The sequence below is a fragment of the Hyphomonas sp. genome (assembly GCF_041689225.1).
Lineage (GTDB): Bacteria > Pseudomonadota > Alphaproteobacteria > Caulobacterales > Hyphomonadaceae > Hyphomonas.
The window spans coordinates 1-2,818 of sequence record NZ_JBDNGN010000170.1 but is presented as its reverse complement, the minus strand read 5'-3'; the positions used below and the strand labels follow the sequence as shown (position 1 = coordinate 2,818).

General features: G+C 63.3%; 2 protein-coding genes and 1 pseudogene. All 3 read right to left on the bottom strand.

The features are described 5' to 3' along the window. Positions 1 to 145 precede the first annotated feature (145 nt). Positions 146 to 1,660, bottom strand: a complete 1,515-nt coding sequence (locus ACESNB_RS17090; RefSeq protein WP_373009535.1) for a S10 family peptidase — start codon at positions 1,658 to 1,660, stop codon at positions 146 to 148. A 125-nt stretch (positions 1,661 to 1,785) separates the two neighbouring features. Then, positions 1,786 to 2,412, bottom strand: coding sequence for a fasciclin domain-containing protein (locus tag ACESNB_RS17085; RefSeq protein ID WP_373009533.1), 627 nt, complete (start codon positions 2,410 to 2,412; stop codon positions 1,786 to 1,788). A 90-nt stretch (positions 2,413 to 2,502) separates the two neighbouring features. Beyond that, positions 2,503 to 2,818 (bottom strand): annotated as a pseudogene (locus tag ACESNB_RS17080) (hypothetical protein); the annotation flags it as partial.

The following is a 2,818-nucleotide window of genomic DNA, read 5'->3' as shown; positions in this document are numbered from 1 at the left end:
CTCCGGCGGCAACGGCCAGATCAAGGTTGGCGACTCGGTCTGGGGCGCAGAAGCTGCCGACCGGATGATCCCCATCCTTGCCGGCGAATCTGTCATCGTCGAAGGCGCGCGCATGACCATTGCGATCGTGCGCAAGGTCTAACGCCTATTGGCCGGACCTGATGAAGGCGCGTACGTCGTTCGACAATTTCGCGCCTTCGGGTTCTGACAGGTACATCATGTGGCCGGCGTCATAGTAGTCGAACTCGACCCGGTCGAGCACGACGCCGTTCTTGAACAGCGCCATCTCGGCCCCGAAAAAGGGCGTCGCAAGATCGTACCATCCCGACGCCAGCATGACCTTCATCTGCGGGTTCTCGCGCATGCCCTTGCCGAGCCATGGCGTGACGTTGACATATTCCGGCCAGCCACTGTCATTCGTGCTCCAGTTCCAGTTCGAACCGGGCTCGCCGGTCAGCACCTTGTAGGGGCGGGTGAAGTCGATCTTCAGTTCGCGGGTCAGGTAGTCGTTGATGGCGGTGACATAAGCGACGTCCATTCCGTAGCCTGACGGATCATTCTCCGGCGAGTCGGCGGTCCCCTCGCTGTCGACGCCCTTGTAGCGGCCATCGAACCTGCCGATGGAATAGCCTTCACGGCGCAGCAATTCCTTGCGGAAGCGGGTCGGGTCGACGCGCAGTTTCGCCTGCCGGATCCATTCTGCCGAGACGCCGAGATAGGCGCTCATCTCATTGGCGATGACGGCTTCCTGCGTGGCGCCGAGCGTGTTGCCGCGGATCAAGGCCGGAGCCAGCGTGTCGATGGCATAGGTGCGCGCCGCGTTGACGAAGGCGTCGAAGTCACCGTTCCATTTCGCCGTGTCGACCTTGCCGTGATACCAGGCGATGGCGGCTTCGGACGGGAAGTAGGAAATGTGCGCGGTGTCGTTGCCCGGCGCGAATTCGCCGGTCTGGAAATCGAGGATGGCGGAAATCAGGATCACGCCGTTGAGACCGATCCCGTTCCAGCCGCCCTGCAGTTTTTCGGTCAAGGCCGCGGCGCGAGTGGTGCCATAGCTTTCGCCAGCGAGGTATTTCGGGCTGTTCCAGCGGCCATTCTCGGTGATCCAGATGCGGATGAATTCGGCGATGCTCTCGGCGTCTTCATTGACGCCGTAGAATTCCTTGCCGTCATTGTTGCCGAGGGGGCGGGAATAGCCGGTGCCGACGGGATCGATGAAGACCATGTCTGTCACGTCGAGCAGGGAGTTCTGGTTGTCTCGGATCGTGTAGGGCGGGGCGCCGACGCCTCTGGCATCGGACGGGGTGATCACCTGTTTCGGGCCGAAGGCGCCCATGTGCAGCCAGAGCGAGGCCGAACCCGGCCCGCCATTGAACACGAAAGTGACGGGGCGCTGGCGCGCATCGGAGACGCCGTCGCGGACATAGGCGACCGAGAAGATCGAGGCGGTGGGCTCGTCTTTGTTGTCGCGCAGGTAGGTCTCGCTGGCGACGGTCTTGTACTTGATGGTCTGGCCATTCAGCTTGAGGGAATGGTCGGAGGAGAAGGCCTGAGCCTCCGGGATTTGTGGCTTTTCCTTGGCCTTGTCAGCCTTTTCGTCAGCCAATCCCGGTACGGCAACGAGTGCCAGGCACAGTGCCAGCAATAATCCGCGCATCATATCAACCCTCAGCAATCTGGTGTGGCCGGGACAGTATCAGCCGAACCCGCCGGAGCAAGGGCCGCGAAAAAATGACCCCGCACCGGGAGGGATGCGGGGCCACAAATCATGCCGGAATTGGGGACTTAGCCCGGCATGACGACAGTATCGATCAGGTGAACCACACCATTTGATGCGTCTATATCGGTCGCGATCACGGTGGCCGTTCCACCGGCTGCATCGGTCAGGACTACCTTGCCGTCGACGATGGCCGCGGTCAGGTTGGCGCCATTGACGGTCGGAATGGTGTACGTGCCGCCATTGTCGGTGATGGCCTGGACAAGGTCAGCCGCCATCACTTCTCCTGCGACTACGTGATAGGTGAGAATGCCAGCCAATGTGGCCTTGTTCTCTGGCAGCAGCAGTGTTTCCACTGTGCCTTCTGGCAGTTTGGCAAATGCGTCGTTCGGCGGCGCGAACACCGTGAACGGACCGTCGCTGTTCAGCGTGTCGACAAGGTCAGCCGCCGTGACGGCAGCGACCAGTGTGGACAGGGCGTCATTGCCAGCGGCGACGGCGACGATCGTGCCGGTTTCGACAGCGGCCTCTTCCATCATGGGTTCAGCAGGCGGTGTTGCCGCTTCGGTCGGCATTTCGACCTTGGCAGCCGGGGCGGCATCATAGTCCGACTTGTCGGCTGCATCTTCGCAGGCCGCGAGCGACAGGGACGCGGCAATGGCCGCCGTGATCAACAGATTGGTCTTGAGGGGCATATGTGACTCTCCATGCAATGCGCAGGGGTACGCATGCTTTTATATACGCAGCCGCGCGAAAACGGTTCACATCTGGATGCAAAAAAAAGTTCAGGTGGTGGCCTGACCGGGCTGCCACGCGCCATCCATCGCGGCGTCGGCGCCCCAGCAGACATAGGTGATGGCCGAATGCGCCGGCCTGCCCGGCGGGCGGCTGGCCCGGCCGGGCATCAGGCTGCGCGGGCGGATGGGGCCGAGGCGGGCGACGCTGCCTGCCGCCCTTGCGCCGCGATTGCGGACGATCCGGTGGGCGAGACGGGCGGGCATGGGCGTCCGGGTCGGCCAGCACCGCGTCGAGCCGGCTGAGCCGGGCGAGCAGGGGCGCGGTGGGCAGGGGCGCGGTGGGCAGGGGCGCGGTGGGCAGGGG